Here is a 15,997-nt window from a genome sequence, read left to right as displayed (position 1 = left end):
TCAAACCCGCTGAACGATCAGTGCAAGGCCGCAGGCTACGGCAGCTTGCTCAACAAATCGTAACGATTGTCAAAGACCGCAGTGGTTTTTCTGATGGTTCGTCACGCCAAGGTCCCGCTGATGATTTGTCGCGCAAACGGATTGGACAGACACCTGTTCCGCCGCGCCATCCGCCCCTGCCTTCACCACACACCTGCGCAGCGCGGTTTGCGGTTCACGCCCCCGGATGGCGGTTCCGGCGAAACGCCGCATGATCTGAAAATTCATTTACAGAATTGCCCCATTTGTGTAACTCAATAATCCGTCGCTGGTGACATCCCCAACCGATCGAAGCGCCGACGCGATGGACCAGACCTCTCCCTCCACAGCGCCCGAATCCTTGCTGATCCGCATGGAGCAGCATCAGACCCGCTTGCCCCCGGCGCTGGCGCGGGTGGGGGCCTGGGCGTTGGCCTATCCCTTCCGCACCGCCACGCTGAAAATCGGCGAACTGGCCGCCGCCGCCGAGGTGTCGGTGGCGTCGGTCAACCGCTACGCCACCGCGCTGGGGTACGAGGGCTACCCGGAATTCCGCGAGGATCTGCTCCGCGCCTTCGAATCCACCTTCGCCCCGGTGGAAAAACTGCGGGCGGCGGTGTCGCGCGACACCACCCACGCCGAAATCATGCGGGAATCGCTGGCCGCCGACGCCGCCAACATCGCCCGTACGCTCGACCTGTTGCAGCCCGAACAGTGCGAGGAGGCGATCCGCCTGATCCGCAGCGCCAAGCGCGTTTACACCTGCGGCATGGGCGACAGCGCCTACATGGCGACGTTTCTGGCCGACATGCTCGACCCCTACGTCGATCAGGCCATCGCCACGGTGGAGTTTGCCGGGCCGGAACGCTCGATCCGCCGCCTGATGAAGGTGCAGCCGGGCGACCTGATGATCGCCATCACCACCCCGCGCTACTCCCGCCGCACCATCGAGCATGTGCTGCATTGCCGCGACCAGGGCGCCCGCACCCTGGCGCTGACCGACAGCCCGGACTCGCCCGTCGTGCCGTTGGCCGACATCACCCTGCTGGCCGGGGCCGACCATGGGGTTCTGCACAGCTCGACCACCGGGATGATGGCGCTCATCATGGCGTTGGGTGCGGCGTTGGCGCGCAGCGGCAGCAACACGGTGGACCGCGCCGCCGACATGGCCGAACGCATCCTGCCCTATCTGCACGTCGTTCCCAAACCGGGGCGGGGCGAGCGATGACGCCCCCTCCCGCCGCATTCCCCGCGATCTCCCTTCGTTTCAACCAGGGCCGAAACCGATGACCATCTCCTACTGGAACGGGCGCTACCTGCCGCTGGATCAGGTTCAGGTGTCGCCGCTCGATCGCGGCTTTCTGTTCGCCGACGGGCTGTATGAGGTCACGGCGGCCTACAACGGACGCCTGTTCGAGGCCGAGGCCCACATCGCCCGCCTGCAACGCGGTCTGGCGGCCCTGCGCATCGACACCGGGATGAGCGCGGGGGACTGGTTGGGCATCCTGGAACGCTTGACGGCGGAATCGGGCATCGACGGCGACCTGACCGTCTATCTTCAGGTCACGCGCGGGGCACCCACCACCCGCGCCCACGGCTTTCCCGCCGGGGTGACACCGACCGTCTTCGGCATGGTCAGCCCGCTGAAGCGCCCGGCCGCCGCGTGGCGCGAGCAGGGTGTGGCGGCCCTGACCATGCCCGACATCCGCTGGGGCCGCTGCGACCTGAAGACCATCGCCCTGCTGGGCAGCGTGCTGGCGCAACAGGCCGCCACCGACGCCGGGGTGGTGGACGCCATCCAGATCCGCGACGGCTTCGTCACCGAAGGGGCGGCGACCAACGTGTTCGTCGTCAAGGATGGGACCATCGCCACGCCGGTGGCCGATCATCGCATCCTGGTCGGCATCACACGCCAAGTGATTCAGCGCTTGGCCGCCACGGCGGGGGTTCCCTTCGTCGAACGCGACGTCCGCGCCATCGAACTCGCCTCGGCGGACGAGGTGTGGATCGCCAGCACGACCAAGGAAATCACCCCCGTCACCACAATCGACGGCCGCCCGGTCGGGACCGGCACGCCCGGCCCGGTGTGGGGCCGCATCGCCGCCCTCTTCGCCGAAAGCCAAGGCCGATGAGCGGGCCGACCAACAACCGCCTGCTGTCCGTTGACGGTCTGTCGGTCGCCTTCCAGGGCGAGCATGGCCCGATCACCGTGGTCGATGACGTCAGCTTTTCGGTGGCTCCGGGCGAAACGGTGGCCATCGTCGGCGAATCCGGGTCGGGCAAGTCCGTCACCTCGCTGTCGCTGATGCGGCTGGTCGATTACGCCGGTGGGCGGATCACCAAGGGGGCCATCCGCTTCCGGGGCCGCGACGGGCAGGAACGCGATCTGGCCACGCCCCCGGCGGAATCGCTGACCGCCATGCGCGGCAACGACATCGCCATGATCTTTCAGGAACCGATGACGTCCCTGAACCCGGTCTTCACCATCGGCGACCAGATCGCCGAGGCGGTGATGCTGCACCAGGGCGTCGACCGCAAGGCCGCGCGGGCCGAGGCACTGCGCATGCTGGAACGGGTGCGCATCCCCGAACCGGCCCGCCTGCTCGACCGTCACCCGCACCAGCTGTCGGGCGGGATGCGCCAGCGCGTGATGATCGCCATGGCGCTGTCCTGCCGGCCGTCGCTGCTGATCGCCGACGAGCCGACGACGGCGCTGGACGTCACCATCCAGGCCCAGATCCTGCGCCTGATCCGCCTGTTGCAGCGCGACATGGGCATGGGCGTGATCTTCATCACCCACGACATGGGCGTGGTGGCCGAGGTGGCCGACCGCGTCGTCGTGATGTGGCGCGGCAAGAAGGTGGAGGAAGGCACGGTCGAACAGATCTTCGCCGCCCCCCAACACCCCTACACCAAGGCGCTGCTGTCGGCGGTGCCGAAGCTGGGGGCGCTGCGCGGCCAGGACCTGCCCGCCCGCTTCCCCCTGCTGGTGGTGGACGACGCTGGCAAAAGCGATGGGGCAAACCGCGACACCCCCGCCGCCATCCACCAACAGGACACCGTCCGGCACGACGCGCCGCCGCTGCTGGAGGTGTCCAAGCTCGTCACCCGGTTCGACGTGCGCAAGGGGCTGTTCGGCACGCTGAAGGCCCGCGTCCACGCGGTGGAGCAGGTCAGCTTCGCCGTGCGCCCCGGCGAAACGCTGGCGCTGGTCGGGGAATCGGGCTGCGGCAAATCCACCACCGGCCGCACCATCATGGGGCTGCAACGCTCCACCGCCGGGGCGATCCGCTTCGACGGCACCGACACGGTGGCGCTCGATTCCAACGGACAGGCCAAGCTGAAGGAAAAGATCCAGTACATCTTCCAGGATCCCTTCGCCTCGCTGAACCCGCGCATGACCGTGGGATTCAGCGTCGCCGAACCGATGCTGGTCCATGACTACGTCCCCAACGGCCGCCCCGGCCTGTCGCGCCGCCGGGCGATCGAGGAGCGGGTCGCCGATCTGCTGGCCCAGGTCGGGTTGAAGCCGGAGCACGCCCGCCGGTATCCGCACGAGTTTTCCGGCGGCCAGCGGCAGCGCATCTGCATCGCCCGCGCGCTGGCCTGCGACCCCAAGCTCATCATCGCCGACGAGGCGGTGGCGGCACTCGACGTGTCGATCCAGGCGCAGATCGTCAATCTGCTGATGGATCTCCAGGCCAAACGCGGGCTGTCCTATCTCTTCATCTCGCACGACATGGCGGTGGTGGAGCGCATCAGCCACCGGGTGGCCGTGATGTATCTGGGCCAGATCGTCGAGATCGGCCCGCGCCGGGCGGTGTTCGAAAACCCCCAGCACCCCTACACCCGCCGCCTGATGGCGGCGGTGCCGGTCGCCGATCCCAGCCGACGCACGGGAGAGCTGACGCTGTTGACCGGCGAAATCCCCAGCCCGATCCGCAACCTGGGCGACGAGCCGCAGGTCCAGCCGCTGGTCGCGGTGGGGAACGATCATTTTGTCGCCCGCCACGCCGTGGGCGGCGATTTCTGAATCAAAAAAACGGGAGACTTGACGTGACGCGCTTTGCCCTTCCCCTGGTCGCCGGTCTGCTCTGCTGCACCGCGCTGACCAACGCCGCCTTTGCCGCCAAGGATCTGGTCGTCGGCGTGCCCGACAACCTGACCACGCTCGACCCCGCCGACGTGAACGACACGCTGTCGCAATCGGCCACCCGCACCATGCTCCAGGGCCTGTTCGCCTTTGACAAGGAGATGAAGCTCATCCCGCAATTGGCGGAAAGCTTCACCGTCAACGACACGGCCACCGAATACACCTACAAACTGCGCAAGGGCGTGACCTTCCACGACGGCACGCCGTTCAACGCGCAGGCCGTGAAGGTCAACTTCGACCGTCTGTCGAACCCGGCCAACAAGCTGAAGCGCCAAAGCCTGCTGGCGATGCTGGCCGAAACCGTCGTGGTGGATGAGAACACCATCACGCTGAAGCTGGCCCAGCCCTTCGGCGCGCTGAACAACAACCTCGCCCACCCCGGCGCCATGATCCACAGCCCGAAGGCGCTGGAAACCTATGGCAAGGAGGTTGGCCGCCATCCGGTCGGCACCGGTCCTTTCAAGTTCGTGAGCTGGCAGGCCGACACCATGGTCGCCACCAAGAACACGAATTATTGGAAGCCCGGCCTGCCCAAGGTGGACAGCGTGACCTTCCGCAGCGTGCCGGAAAACGGCAGCCGCATCGCCATGCTGCAAACCAACGAGGCGCAGTTCGTCTACCCGCTGCCGTCGGAAATGGTCCCGACGGTGGAAAAGAACCCGTCCCTGACCATCATCAACGCCCCGTCGATCATCGCGCGTTATGTGGCGATGAACACGATGAAGAAGCCGTTCAACGACGTGCGCGTGCGTCAGGCCCTGAACTACGCCGTCGACAAGAACGCCTGGGCCAAGATCGTCTATCGCGGCTTTGCCGGGCCGCTGCCCTCGCCGCTGCCGCCGAAGCTGGGCTTCCACGTTCCCCAGGCCGAGCAATACACGGTCGATCTCGCCAAGGCCAAGGCGCTGCTGGCCGAAGCGGGCTACCCCAACGGCTTCGAGGCCGAGATGTTCGGCCGCAACAACACCAACTTCATCCGTGGGATGCAGTTCGTTCAACAGCAGCTGTCGCAGATCGGCGTGAAGATCACCGTCACGCCGCTGGAGGCCGGTGTTGAAACCGCCCGCGTCTGGGGCGTGGAGAAGCCGGAGGACGCCACCGTGCAGATGCAGTATGGCGGCTGGTCGGCCTCGACCGGCGACGCCGATTGGGGTCTGCGCCCGCTGCTGTGGGGCAAGGGCTTCCCGCCCAAATTCTTCAACGTCGCCTATTACAAGAACGAGACGGTCGACGCCGCCATCGAAACCGGCATCGCCACCGCCGACACCGCCAAGCGCGCCGAAGCCTACCGCGTCGCCCAGGAACAGATCTGGAAGGACGCGCCGTGGCTGTTCCTTGGCGTTGAAAATCTGCTGGCCGCACAGGTGAAGAACCTCTCCGGCCTGAACTACGTCGCCGATGGCGGCCTGCAGATCGAAGAAGCCGACATCCAGTGAGCACCGGCGGCGCGCGTCCGGCCTCCGGGTCGGGCGCGCGCCGCGCCTTCTCTTCCGGGACGATTGCCCCATGCTGAAATATCTTGTCGGACGCATCGCCGGAATCATTCCGGTGCTTCTGGTGATTTCCGTCTTCGTCTTCGGCTTCGTCCATCTGCTGCCCGGCGATCCGGCGCGGCTGGTGGCGGGCAGCGACGCCAGCCCCAGCGACATCGCGCTGGTGCGCCAGGATCTCGGCCTGGATCAACCGCTGTGGGTCCAGTATGGCCGCTTTCTGGGCAACGCGGTGCAGGGCGAATTCGGGCGGTCGATGAAGACCAAACGGAAGGTGTCCGAGGAGATCGGCAGCCGCTTCCTGCCCACCTTGTATCTGACCGGGGCGGCGATGGCGTGGGCGACGCTGGCCGGGCTGCTGATCGGCGTGGCGTCGGCGACCAAACGCGGGCGCTGGCCGGACCATGTCGGCATGTTCGTCGCGGTGTCGGGCATCGCCTTTCCCTCCTTCTGGCTCGGCCTGTTGATGATCGACCTGTTTTCGGTGCAACTGCGCTGGCTGCCGACCAGCGGCTACGGCACCTGGCAGCATTTCGTCATGCCTTCGCTGACGCTGGGTCTGGGGGTGGCGGCGGTGATGGCGCGCTTCACCCGGTCGGCCTTCATCGACATCGCGCGCGAGGATTATGTGCGCACCGCGCGGGCCAAGGGCGTGCCGTCGCGGCTGGTGGTGTGGAAACACACGCTGCGCAACGCCATGATCCCGATCATCACCATGGTCGGTCTGCAATTCGGCTTTCTGCTGGGCGGTTCCATCGTCGTCGAGACGGTGTTTTCCTGGCCGGGTCTGGGGCGGCTGTTGGTGGACAGCGTGTCCTACCGTGACTACACGGTGATTCAGGCGGAAATCCTGTTGTTCTCGCTGGAATTCATCCTCATCAACCTGCTGGTCGATGTGTTGTACGCGCTGGCCAACCCCGAGATTCGCTACTCATGAGCACGACCGCGCCGGCCGTCACGGCCACCGACACCATCCGTTCCCCGCTGGCCGAGTTCTGGCGCAAGTTTCTCCGGCGGCGCTCCGCCGTGGTCGCCGGGCTGTGCCTGCTGCTGCTGGCGCTGGCCGCCGCCGCCGCGCCCTGGATCGCCCCCTATGACCCGGCGGGGTTCGATTACGACCGCGTGCTCGAAGGGCCGTCCTGGGCGCATTGGGCCGGGACCGATTCCTATGGCCGCGACATCTTCAGCCGCATCCTGTGGGGGGCGCGCATCTCGCTGTCGGTCGGTCTGCTGTCGGTGATGCTGGGCGGGATCGTCGGCATCGCGCTGGGGCTGGTCAGCGGCTTTCGCGGCGGGTTCATCGACTCCCTCATCATGCGGCTGTGCGACGTGCTGCTGGCCTTCCCCGGCATTCTGCTGGCCATCGGCATCGTCGCCATCCTGGGGCCGGGGATCGAGAACGTCATCTACGCCGTCGCCATCTTCTCCATCCCGGTGTTCGCCCGCCTGGTGCGCGGCAGCACGCTGTCGCTGAAACAGGCGGTCTATGTCGACGCCGCCCGCGCCATCGGCGTGCGCGACCGCATGCTGATGCTGCGCCACATCCTGCCTGGCACGCTGCCCAGCGTGATCGTCTATGTCTCCATGCGCATCGGCACCTCGATCCTGACGGCGGCGAGCCTGAGCTTCATCGGGCTTGGCGCGCAGCCGCCCAGCCCGGAATGGGGGGCGATGCTGGCCGACGGGCGCAGCTACATCGGCGTCGCCAGCCACGTCACCTTCTATCCGGGTCTGGCGATCTTCATCACGGTGCTGGCCTTCAACCTGCTCGGCGACGGATTGCGCGATGCCCTCGACCCCAAGCTGCGCTGAGTCCGGTCCGCGCGCCCGCGATCTCGGGCTGGCCTGCGGGCGGTTGAAGCCGGGGCCGCGCAACGCCATCACCGACGTTCCGGGCGTGCGCGTCGGTCATGCGACGCTGGACGACGGGGCGATCCAGACCGGCGTCACCGCCATCCTGCCGCACGCGGGCAACCTCTACCGCGACAAGCCGGTCGCCGCCGCCGAGGTGCTGAACGGCTTCGGCAAGAGCGTCGGGCTGATGCAGGTGGAGGAGCTGGGCGCGCTGGAAACCCCGATCCTGCTGACCAACACCCTGTCGGTCGGGACCGCCGCCACCGCGCTGGTCCGCCACGCCATCGCCGCCAATCCCGACATCGGCCGGACCACCGCCACCGTCAACCCGGTGGTGATGGAGTGCAACGACGGGCCGCTGAACGACATCCAGGCCCTGGCGGTGACGGAGGGGCATGCCGCCGCCGCGCTGGCCCACGCGCTGGCCGCCCCCGATGGCGCGCCGATTGCTGTCGGATCGGTTGGAGCCGGGCGTGGCATGTCCGGCTTCGGCTTCAAGGGCGGCATCGGCAGCGCGTCGCGCCGTCTCAAGCTCGACGGAACCCGTTTTCATCTGGGCGTGCTGGTGCTGGCGAATTTCGGCCGGGCCGGGGATCTGCGGCTGCCCGACGGTCGGCGCGTCGGCCCGCCGCCGCAGGACGCGGAGCCGGAAAAAGGCTCGGTCATTGTGATCGCCGCCACCGACGTTCCGCTCGACCACCGCCAACTGCGCCGGGTGATCCGCCGCGCCGGGGTGGGGCTGGCCCGCGTCGGCTCCTTCTGGGGGCATGGCAGCGGCGACATCGCGCTGGGCTTCACCACCGCCAACCGGCTGGACCACGACGCCCGCGCCGACATCCTGCCGCTCCGCGTCCTGAACGAAAAGCGGATCGACGCCCTGTTCGAAGCGATGGCCGACGCCACGCAGGAAGCCGTTCTCGACGCGCTGGCCGCCGCCACCCCGGTGGTGGGGCACGAAGGGGCCACCCGCCCCTGCCTGTCCACCCTTCTGTCCGCCATCCCTTGATCCCCTGCCCCCTGACCAACCGGGAATCCCTGCCGTGAAACTCTACATCTCCGCCGACATCGAGGGCGTGGCCGGGGTGGTCGCCCCCAACCAGGTGACGCCGGGCAACCCGGAGTATGAGCGCGCCCGCCGCCTGATGACCGCCGAGGTCAACGCCGCCATCGACGGGGCGCTGGCGGGTGGGGCCACCGCGATTCTGGTCAACGACAGCCACGGCCCGATGCTGAACCTGCTGCCCGACGAGCTGCACCCCGCCGCCGAGCTGATCCTGGGTCGCCCCAAGCCCAACGGCATGTTCGCCGGGTTGACCGCCGAGCATGACGGGGTGATGTGCCTGGGCTTCCACGGTTCGGCCCGCCGGTCGGGCATCCTGGCCCACACCACCAACAGCTTTGCCTTTGGCCGGGTGCGGGTGAACGGGTGGGAGCTGGGCGAGGCCGGCTGCTATGGCGCTTACGCCGGGGAATTGGGCGTGCCGGTGATCCTGCTGTCGGGCGACGACGCCTTCGCCGAGGAAGTCGCCCCGCTGTTCCCCGAAGCCGACCGGGTGGTGGTCAAACACGCGCTGGGCCAGCGCGCCGCCCGCGCGGTCGCCCCCTCCGTCGCCCGCGACCGGCTGCGCGCCGCCGCGCAGCGCGCGGTGGAACGGGCAGCCAGCGTCACCCCTTTCCGCATCCCGGCGGAGGACGGCCCCGTCCCCTACCGGCTGGAGATCGAGATGAACAGCCCGGCGCTGGCCGATCTGGCCGCGCTGATTCCGGTGGCCGTCCGCCTCGACCCCGTCACCATCCGCTTGACCGCCGACCGCATGGCCGGTGTCCTGGGCTGGATCAACAGCCTGTCGGCCATGTCGGCCTCCCTCCGCTGATCGCGGATTTTCCAGAGCGCACCATCATGACCCTCGACCAAAGCCCGCAGCCCTTCGCCCTCGCCATCCATGGCGGTGCCGGAACCATCGACGCGTCCCTGCTGACGCCGGAGCTGGAGGACGCCTACCACGCCGGACTGCGCACCGCGCTGCTGGCCGGGCGGGAGGTGCTGGCGGCGGGCGGCAGCGCGCTCGACGCCGTCACCGCCGCCGTGATCGCGCTGGAGGACGAGCCGCTGTTCAACGCCGGGCGCGGCGCGGTCTTCACCGCCGACGGCACGCAGGAGATGGACGCCGCCATCATGGACGGGCGCACCCGCGCGGCGGGGGCGGTGGCCGGTCTGTTCGGCCCGCGCAACCCGATCCTCGCCGCCCGCGCGGTGATGGAGCGCACCGACCATGTGATGCTGATCGGCGACAGCGCCCTGGCGCTGGCCCGGCGGGCCGGGCTGGCGATGGAGGAGGCCCCCTATTTCTTCACGCAAGCCCGCTGGGACGCCCTGCAAGCGGAACTGGCCTTCCGCGCGTCCGGCGCGCCCGACGACGGCAACGAACAGCGCCGTCACGGCACCGTTGGCGCGGTGGCCCGCGACCGGCACGGCAACGTCGCCGCCGCCACCTCCACCGGCGGCATGACGGCCAAGGCGGTGGGCCGCGTCGGCGACAGCCCGGTGATCGGGGCCGGGACCTTCGCCGACAACGCCACCTGCGCGATTTCCGCCACCGGCCATGGCGAGCATTTCATCCGCCACGTCGTCGCCCACGAAATCGCGGCGCGGATGCGCTGGGGCGGGCAATCGCTGGCCGAGGCCGCCGACGCGGTGGTGCTCGACCAACTCGGCCCCATCGGCGGATCGGGCGGTCTGGTCGCCGTGGACAGCGCGGGCCGGGTGACGCTGCCCTTCAACTGCGCGGGCATGTACCGGGGCATCGCCACAGCCGACGCCCCCCTGCTGACCGCCATCCACCGCGAAGACTACCGGATCGGCAACTGACGCCCGACCATCCGCCGGCGTGGCATTCACACCGGCGGAATGCACCCATTGTTCCGGTTGGCGCGGTCATCGGTGCAACCAAACAGGCTGATGACCGGTCGAAACATGGATTTGGCCTGATCATGGATTTGGTCTGACAACGGCGCTGGATCGTCATTTCTTGCGGCGTGATGGGTCTTCCCTCCCTCTCGCACAAGCGCATCAGCGGATGCATGCGCATCGAGCCGACAAATCCTTGCTCACTTCCCTGGCGATCACCACCCTTGGCGATCCGGGTGCGATGCACCATATCCCATGCTCGCCCGAAACCATGGAGGGACGGTGCGGCGTGACGGAGGACCAGGAGCGATGAAGCGTGGTGCGGTGTTGACGGGCGTTGCCCTGTGGTTGGCGGCGGCGATGCCGGTTTCGGCCCAAGACATGCCCAAACCGAAATTCGGCCCGCAAGCCGAACCGATCACCCGCGCGGCCAGCTTCGTCCGCACCACCCCGGCCCCGGATTTCTGGGCGCTCAGCCCTTATTACGTGCCGCAGACCACCGGCAGCGCCTGTTCGGTCGCCAGCGTCGCCATGATGCTGAACGCGCTGCGTGGCCTGCCCGACAGCGCAGCGGAGCGGCTCATCACGCAAAAGCAGGTGATCGACCGTGTGGGCGATGACCGCTGGCGCGAGGCGGTGGCCGACGACGGCGAGGGCATCTCCTTCACCGACCTGGAGCATTACGTCCGTCGCAGCCTGGAGGCCTATGGGTTGGACGCCGAGGTCGAGGTGTTTCGCCCGCAGGATTCCTCCCCCCGCACGCTGGCGACGCTGCGCCGGATTCTGGCGGACAACGAGCAGGGCGACGAGGACATCATCCTGGTGGCCTTCGACCAGGGAACCCTGACCGGCGACGACGGCGGCGGCCACATCGCCCCGCTGGGGGCTTATGACGCCGTCACCCGCCGGGTGCTGGTGATGGATCCCGACCGCAGTTGGTACGTGCCCTATTGGACCAGCGATGAAAAGCTGCTGGAGGCCATGCTGAAGCCGGACCGGGCCGACCCGGAAGGCAGCGGCCTGATCCGTGTCCGTGCGCGCCGGGTGTCTGGGTAAGCGCCCGCCGGATCGTGGACGCTCTCCGGCGGAAAGGGTATAACGTCCCATGCTCACGCCCAATCCAACGCCCTCCGGTTCCAACGCATCGACAGCCGCCGGACGTGGTGATGGGAAGAATGGAGCGGTTGGTGTTGTGCTTCCCCCGGTGGAAGCGGATCCGCATGGCAGCTTGCGGCTGTCCTCCGGCGTCTACCGTGCCGCGCTTGAGGCCATCGGCTTTCGAACGGTGATCGTGGATCTCGAACGCTTCGGCCCGGCGGAGTTGCGGGCGCTGCGCGACACCCGGTTGCAGGCCCTGTTCAGCGATGGCGGTTGGGTGAACAGCGTGATGATCGAGGACCGCGACGGGGAGAAACCGCTGCCGGAACGGCTCGGCGTGCCGGTGGTTGCCCTGATCAACGACAACCCGTGCAGCGACTGGATGCCGCTGATTATGGGGCGGGACGATCCCCGCCAGACCACCGCCTTTCTTGACGCCGATTTCGCCACCCTGTGGCGGCGCTGGGTGCCGCAGCGGGGATCCCACCGGGTCTATGTGCCCGCCTGCCCACCGATGCCTCCCCCTCCGCCGGAGGCGGAGCGGGACATCCCGGTGCTGACCGTGGCGACCCTGCGGCCCTCCGACCAGTTCCGCCGCCATCTTGAAGAACGGTGTCCGGAACCCCTGGTTCACGCCCTGTACAGCATCATCGTCGACACCGGTCTGGCCGAAACGCTGGCCCCCTTCAGCGCGGTGTGCGACACGGCCTTTGCCGCCCTGGGCATCCGGCTGAATCTGGAAACACCGGGCCATCGCTTTCTTCTCTGCCTTGCCGACCATCACATCCGCAACGAGCGGCGGCGGCGGATGATCGCGCGTCTGGCCCACCACCCGATCACTCTGGTCGGCCATGCGGACGATGTGCCGCTGCACCCCGACAGCCGGGTGTTGCCACCGGTGCCGCACAGCGGGTTGATGGCGCTGTACCGGCGCGCCCGCGTGGTGGTGGCCTGCCCGCCCTATGTCGGCGGAGTTTCCGAACGGTTGACCCACCCAATGGCCGCCGGGGCGGTGGTGGTGGCACCACCCACGATCCTGAGCGACCGTCTGCTCGGGCGCGACCGGGTGTTCGCCACGGTTGCCGGTGATTTCGGCGATTTGGCCGATGGCCTGGCGCGCGCCACCGATCCGGGAATCCGCCGCCGCATCCTGGCCACGGCGCAAGCCGAGGTGGTGGAGCGCTTCACGCCCGAGGCGATGATGCGCGACCTGATGTCCGGCGTTGGCGCGTTGCCCGCCAGCGCACCGGCGGCCTGATGGCCTGTCTGCTCATCACCAGCGCGGGCAGCCTGGTGGCCGACGCCATTCTGCGCTGCCTGCGCCCGCTTCGCCCGCGCCTGACCATCGTCGGTGTGAACAGTGTTGCGTCGGCGATCGCCTTTGGCTGCGACCGGCTGCACCGGGTGCCGCCCACCGCCAACCGGGCCGCGTATGAAACGGCGCTGCGCGCGGTGCTGGAGCGGGAGAAGCCCGACCTCGTTCTCGCCGGTCGGGACGAGGACATTCCGGCGCTGGCCGCCGCTGTTGACCACGCGGCGTTCCCACACCCTGCTTTTCCGTTGCCGCCCCCTGCCCTCGCCCCCCTTTTTGCGGACAAGGCGCAGGCTCATGGTTTCGCGGTTCGCCATGGGTTGGCCTTTGCGCCGACGGCGCTGGGTGGGGACGCCGCCCGCGCGCTGGCCCACGCGCACGGCTTTCCCCTGATCGCCAAACCGCGCGGCGGAGCGGGCAGCCAAGGCGTTCTGCTGGTGCGCAACCGGGCGGAACTGGAACGGGTGGCCGATGACACCGGGTTGATCGTGCAGGCCTTTTTGGATCCGCAAGGCATCGGCGGCGACTGGAAGGCCGCGTTGCAACCGGACGCCATGCCCTGGCGTCACGGCTTGACCGATCTGGAAACCACCGTCGAACTGGTGATCGGCCCGGACGGGCGGGTGGTGGCGCTCTGCGGCGACCACGGCGTCACCGCCCCACCGTTGCGTCGGGCGGTGCGGTTGGTCGAGGACGACGCCCTTGCGGCGGTCGGGCTGGGCTGGGCGGCGGCCCTGGCGGCGGCCGGGCATCGCGGCCCTGTCAACATTCAGGGCAAGCGTCTGGCCGACGGACGGTTCATGCCCTACGAGGTGGGCGGGCGGTTTGGCGGCACCACGGTCGCACGGGCGTTGCTGGGCCGGAATCTGGTGCGCGACCTGGTGTCGTCCTGGCTGGGCTGGCCATCGGGGCCGGAGGAGACGCGCCGACCGCTGCGGATGAAGGGGTTGGGGGTGTCGCGGTTGTCGCCCCCCCTGTCCTGGCGTCGCGCCTTCGACGAAACCGGGGAATGGACCGCCCCGGTCGACCGCCGCGCGGCCCCAGGATGGCCCGACCTCTGGCTGGACGCTGACGACGATGAGGCGCGGTCTGCTCCCCTGCCGGAACGGTTGGGCGGTGCGGTCCCCGACGTCTGGGCGTTGGCGGCGCACGCCGCGCGCCATGGCCTGCCCTTCGTTCCCACCATCGCGTCTCCGGATGAGGGGGAGACGCTGGCCTGCCTGTCACCGTCGCGTCTGGTGGTGAAGCCACGGCGGGGCGAGGGTCCGGTCCACCTGCTCGCGCCGTCCGACGCAATGGCGGCGCTTGCGGGCGGGGATCGGGTGGCTCAACCGGCGCTGGACGCGGCGGCTTTGGCCGAACCGCGCGCGCGCTGGACGGCGCTGCCCGCCCTGCCCTGGATCTGGACGGTGGACGACCGGGTCGGGGCGGTTGAAGGGGCGGTCGCCGCTGACGGTTCGGTCACGGCCATCCGCTGCGCTCTGTGCGCGCAGCGGGGCGGCGTGCCTGTCGCCGCGCGGGCGCTGGGCGACACGCCGGACCGCGCGGCGATGGTGGACGCGCTGGGCCGCTGGGGGGCGTCGCTGGCGCCGCTCGGCCATCGTGGGCCGCTGCGGTTGACCGGATCATGGGACGAGGGCGGGCGCTGGCTTCCCTTCTCGGCCAGCGGACGCTTGAACGGCCTGCCACCCGCCTCCGACGGCGACCGCGACGCGGAGGTGCGTCTGTTGCGCCCAATGGCGGAACCGGAAATTGACTGACGCGCCCGTCAATCCGCCAGGACATCACGCAGCGTGTCGACCACGGTGTCGATGTCGCAGAGCGTCAGGTCCTCGTGAAAAGGCAAGCCCAGCACCGAATCGGCCAAAGCCTCCGTGATGGGGAGGGGGTGGCGGGGACAGGCGGCGAAGGCCGGTTGACGATGGCACCCCGCGTGCCACCACCGGCGCGTCGCGATTCCGCGCGCAGCCAGCCGCCGCCCGGTTTCCACCGCCACGGGTCCAGGCAACCGCAGCATCAGGGTGGACGACACGCCCTCCGGTGCCCAGAGCGACAGACCGGGAACGCCGCCCAGCCGCGCGGCGTAATGGGCGCGCAGACGCACCAGCGTGGCGCGCCGCTCCGGCCAGATGTCCAGTGCGGCAAGACCGATGGCGGCCCCGTATTCGCTGAGCTTCGCGTTCAACCCCGCCCGCTGGATGACGCGTTCGTCCGACAGGCCCAACTGCACCAGATCGCGGAGGCGCGCCGCGCGCTGCGCGTCCTGGGCGATCACCACACCGCCCTCGCCAACGCCCAGCACCTTGGTGGCGTGCAAACTCACCACCGCATCCACCGGCCCGCCGCGCAGTTGATCGAAACCGCTGGCCGCATCGATGGTCACGGCCAGACCGAAATGGTCGGACAAGGCGCGCCACGGCTCCGCCGCCACCACCGCGCCAAAGGGGGCGGTCACGATCACATGGGACACGCGGGCGGCCAAGGTTGGATTGGCGCGCAGGCTGTCGGCCACCCTCTCCGGCGACAGGGACCAGTCGGCCTCCTCCACCTCGTGAAACCAGGGTGTCAACCCGGCGCGCAACGCCGCCACCGCCGTTGCTTCATGAGTCCAGGATGGCAGGATGCAAAGGGGACTGCCATCCCGCCCGGCATCGTCCACACCGGCGGCCAGCAGGCTGGCGGTGAGACCGGCGGTGGCGTTCGCCACCCCGATCACGCGGTCGGACGCCACCGCAAAATGATCCGCCAGCGCCTGTTCGAAACGGGCCAGCAAAGGGCCACGGTTGCTGTACCAGCGGTTCGCGTCGATCAGGCGAAGATAGGGGAGCAACCGGTCGGCCACCGGAAGTTTCGGCTGAAAAACCACCAGCGGTGTCTTCAAACGGTCAAGCGGGACAGGATGCGATGGGGACGACATGTTGATCGGCACAGTGAAAAAATCATCCATGCTGTTGAAACCGCTTCAGCCATCGCGAATCCTAGAGAGCGGCGGAAGGGGGTTCAAGGATCAATTTGCCGTATTTTCCGACACAGTCGCGCCCGACTTATGGCTTTGATTTTTCCAGAACATCTGAAAAGCCGCGCCCTCCATTTCCCGAAACACCACATGGCCATCCGAGCGTCGGTTTCCTGAACACGGACACATCGCCGTCAACCGCAAGAGC

General features: G+C 68.6%; 13 protein-coding genes. 12 read left to right on the top strand and 1 reads right to left on the bottom strand.

The genetic code is table 11. The annotated features are described in order from the left end of the window. Positions 1-343 precede the first annotated feature (343 nt). From EJ903_RS21155 to EJ903_RS21100, 12 genes are all read left to right on the top strand, one after another. A complete protein-coding gene (locus EJ903_RS21155; protein WP_126619188.1) occupies positions 344-1,246 on the top strand; it encodes a MurR/RpiR family transcriptional regulator in 903 nt (300 codons plus the stop codon). A 58-nt stretch (positions 1,247-1,304) separates the two neighbouring features. Next, complete coding sequence (locus EJ903_RS21150) at positions 1,305-2,150, top strand: D-amino acid aminotransferase (protein WP_126619186.1); 846 nt, start codon at positions 1,305-1,307, stop codon at positions 2,148-2,150. Further along, positions 2,147-4,051: an ABC transporter ATP-binding protein gene (locus EJ903_RS21145; protein WP_126619184.1), complete on the top strand. Its 1,905-nt coding sequence runs from the start codon at positions 2,147-2,149 to the stop codon at positions 4,049-4,051. Before EJ903_RS21150 ends, EJ903_RS21145 begins: the two co-directional genes overlap by 4 nt. 23 nt (positions 4,052-4,074) lie before the next feature. Beyond that, positions 4,075-5,607, top strand: a complete 1,533-nt coding sequence (locus tag EJ903_RS21140; RefSeq protein WP_126619182.1) for a glutathione ABC transporter substrate-binding protein — start codon at positions 4,075-4,077, stop codon at positions 5,605-5,607. Between the two features lie 70 nt (positions 5,608-5,677). Next, complete coding sequence (gene gsiC / locus EJ903_RS21135; RefSeq protein WP_126619180.1) at positions 5,678-6,598, top strand: glutathione ABC transporter permease GsiC; 921 nt, start codon at positions 5,678-5,680, stop codon at positions 6,596-6,598. After that, positions 6,595-7,473: an ABC transporter permease subunit gene (locus EJ903_RS21130; RefSeq protein WP_126619178.1), complete on the top strand. Its 879-nt coding sequence runs from the start codon at positions 6,595-6,597 to the stop codon at positions 7,471-7,473. Before gsiC ends, EJ903_RS21130 begins: the two co-directional genes overlap by 4 nt. Beyond that, positions 7,448-8,521: a DmpA family aminopeptidase gene (locus tag EJ903_RS21125; RefSeq protein WP_126619176.1), complete on the top strand. Its 1,074-nt coding sequence runs from the start codon at positions 7,448-7,450 to the stop codon at positions 8,519-8,521. Before EJ903_RS21130 ends, EJ903_RS21125 begins: the two co-directional genes overlap by 26 nt. A 34-nt stretch (positions 8,522-8,555) precedes the next feature. Continuing rightward, a complete protein-coding gene (locus EJ903_RS21120) occupies positions 8,556-9,389 on the top strand; it encodes a M55 family metallopeptidase (protein ID WP_126619174.1) in 834 nt (277 codons plus the stop codon). Between the two features lie 26 nt (positions 9,390-9,415). Then, positions 9,416-10,384 carry an isoaspartyl peptidase/L-asparaginase family protein gene (locus tag EJ903_RS21115; protein ID WP_126619172.1) on the top strand — a complete coding sequence of 323 codons (969 nt, stop codon included), beginning with the start codon at positions 9,416-9,418 and terminating at the stop codon, positions 10,382-10,384. A 348-nt stretch (positions 10,385-10,732) separates the two neighbouring features. After that, positions 10,733-11,479 (top strand): phytochelatin synthase family protein, encoded by a 747-nt coding sequence (locus EJ903_RS21110; RefSeq protein ID WP_126619170.1) that lies wholly within the window; start codon positions 10,733-10,735, stop codon positions 11,477-11,479. 136 nt (positions 11,480-11,615) lie between these two features. Then, positions 11,616-12,779: a glycosyltransferase gene (locus EJ903_RS21105; protein ID WP_126619168.1), complete on the top strand. Its 1,164-nt coding sequence runs from the start codon at positions 11,616-11,618 to the stop codon at positions 12,777-12,779. Continuing rightward, the gene (locus tag EJ903_RS21100; RefSeq protein WP_126619166.1) at positions 12,779-14,593 is read left to right on the top strand and encodes an ATP-grasp domain-containing protein; all 1,815 of its coding nucleotides are present in this window, start codon (positions 12,779-12,781) and stop codon (positions 14,591-14,593) included. Before EJ903_RS21105 ends, EJ903_RS21100 begins: the two co-directional genes overlap by 1 nt. 8 nt (positions 14,594-14,601) lie before the next feature. On the opposite strand, the gene EJ903_RS21095 is transcribed toward EJ903_RS21100, so the two are convergent. Continuing rightward, positions 14,602-15,699, bottom strand: a complete 1,098-nt coding sequence (locus EJ903_RS21095; protein ID WP_210211500.1) for a DegT/DnrJ/EryC1/StrS family aminotransferase — start codon at positions 15,697-15,699, stop codon at positions 14,602-14,604. Positions 15,700-15,997 lie beyond the last annotated feature (298 nt).

Source organism: Azospirillum griseum (assembly GCF_003966125.1).
In the GTDB taxonomy this organism is placed as follows: domain Bacteria; phylum Pseudomonadota; class Alphaproteobacteria; order Azospirillales; family Azospirillaceae; genus Azospirillum; species Azospirillum griseum.
The sequence above is the reverse complement of the archived record's forward strand: the minus strand, read 5'-3'. Positions and strand labels throughout refer to the sequence as shown.